At 55.6% G+C, this 2,208-nt stretch carries 2 protein-coding genes; both read right to left on the bottom strand.

What is annotated here, in order from left to right:
• Positions 1–650: CPBP family glutamic-type intramembrane protease (locus tag A39O_RS32565; protein WP_020504131.1), on the bottom strand; the 650-nt coding region annotated here is incomplete at its 3' end.
• Positions 651–1,130: 480 nt separating this feature from the next.
• On the bottom strand, positions 1,131–1,787 hold the full coding sequence (locus A39O_RS40590; RefSeq protein WP_157639836.1) for a hypothetical protein: 657 nt from the start codon (positions 1,785–1,787) through the stop codon (positions 1,131–1,133).
• Positions 1,788–2,208: the final 421 nt, after the last annotated feature.

Genomic DNA, 2,208 nt, shown 5'->3' with positions numbered 1-2,208 from the left:
GGCCACGCTGGGCCTTCCGGTCGCCAAGAACGCGGGGCTCCCACGTTACCGGACCCGCGCGTGGGATTCATGCAGGCTTGCCGAAAGGACACCGTGTCGGCACTCAAGAACAACGGCAGGTGCCACAACCCCCATACCGCGCCCAGGATCAGGCTTGAGACGCGCCAGCCGTGCCGCGTTTGGAGCGCCGGCAAGGCGTAGCCACGCCAACCGAACTCTTCGCCCAACGGGCCGCCCAGCAGCAGGATCAGCACCAGGTTCGCCGCCGCCAGCGGCAGGTGTCCGACGGCTGGCGAGGGTCCCAGCGTGCCGCCCAGCACGACGTGCATGACTGCCGCCAGCCCCATCAATGCCAAGGGCAGGAGGAAAGCCAGCGCGAACCAGCGCCAACCGATGCGCCATTGCAGGCAGCGCCCGAACCACGCGCGCAACGCCGCGCGACCGCCGGCGTAACCGACCACAGCTACCGCTGCGACGCCAGGCCCAAAGCCACCGAGGCAGGATAGCACTCCGGCCGCCAGGGCGGACTGAGCCTTGATGGCGGGAACCAGCAGCCAGCAGGTCCACGACCAAGCGAAGGCCACGGCGAAGAACGCCAGGAGACGGGACCGGTCCTCGTCGCCGGCGGCCACCGGGTGGCTACTGTTCATGGGCAGTCGCAGCGCGACCGGCCTTGATCATGGTGCCGGCCACGCGGCATCGGGTGGAACGATGATCAAGGCCCGAGCGCGGTGTGTCGTCACGCGACGGCTTCAGTTCTGCTGTCGCGTCTTGGTGGAGTTGCGAGACGGTTCTTCACGATGGTTGTTCCGGTTTGCTGCTGGATGGCCAGCATGCGCCGTGCTGGCCGGGTGGTCTGTGCGGCAGCGCGCGCTCACCGGGACGCCGAGATCAGACCGGGGGCGGTCATCGGGATGTGCTGCCACAGCCCTCAATGCAGCAGCACCGAGTCCAAGCTGTCGGCGGTGAGGATGCGCGCGGACGAGGCGGGGATATCGGGGTCAGGATATCGGGGTCAGGTCTTGCAATCACGCATGCGTGATTGCAAGACCTGACCCCACTCTGCGGGATCTGACCCCTTTCCAGTAACCTTTAACCTTGTAACCTTATCCCGCGCTTATCCCGCGTGGCTACCCGACTGCCTGGTGGCCCCATAAAACCAAGTCAAATTCATCATAATTAATTTTCTGGTATTTTAGTTGAACTAAATGCTTACCCCAGAAACTTTTTTTACTTTTGTTTGGGACTTCTAGCATATAAGAAGGCAATCCTAATTTATAAACAGCCGTAGCTAATTTACCATCACCATCATAATTATCTGAACCCATGCATCCTGCTTTTATTAAAGCTATAATTGTTGGGCAAATCATATTTTTTGAATATAGATTTTTAAAAGTTTCAAAGTCATCTCCATGCACATACAATAAACTTAATCGATCCGGCCCAAAATCATCGTTGAACTCATCTGACCTCTTCAGAATTAACCAAATGGATTCATAGAGGAAAGGATTGTCTCTTTTGAATTCCAAGTAATATCCCAAAAAATTCCGATTTTGGTTATTTATACTATTTTCAACCTGCTGAATAGATACGCCGTTATCAGCATATACAAAACTGAAGATATGACCTCCGAGAAATTTAATGGGATCACCATCTCGGCCTCCACATGGGTAGTATAAAGACCCTTCAAGCAAATTTTCTATTTTAACATTATCTAAATCGGTCGAAGATTGAATGGAGGATAGCCACAGTGGCATTTCTCTATTCGGTAGCATTTTATTGCTCACAATTTTTCTCTTAAGATCAATTTTTCTGGTGTTTCTGCTAACGGGCCTTGGTCATCGTTCCGGCGACTGGAGGTCGAGGCTTTAGCCGGTCCGGCGCGCAGGCACCACTGATTTTCTTTGAGATCTCGGGAATCTCCACCGGCTAAAGCCTCGACCTCCAGTTGCGGACAGGCTGTCGCTGGCCGGAACGATGATCAAGACCTGCTAACGCTCGGCCCAAGGCGGCGCGCGCCACCCACTGACCCTGCAAACCAGCATGAACCCTGATGGCGCGCGCTCACTCTTTGGGCGTTCGTTAGGCAATTATTGGATTCGTAATTGAGCCTGGCCCCTTGTCCTGGCCGACCCCTTTTCCGATATCGGGGTCAGGTCTTGCAATCACGCAGGCGTGATTGCAAGACCTGACCCCACTCTGTGACCT

Origin of the sequence: Lamprocystis purpurea DSM 4197 (assembly GCF_000379525.1) — a bacterium.
Taxonomy (GTDB): Bacteria; Pseudomonadota; Gammaproteobacteria; order Chromatiales; family Chromatiaceae; genus Thiodictyon; species Thiodictyon purpureum.
This window is presented reverse-complemented; position numbering and strand designations above follow the sequence as displayed.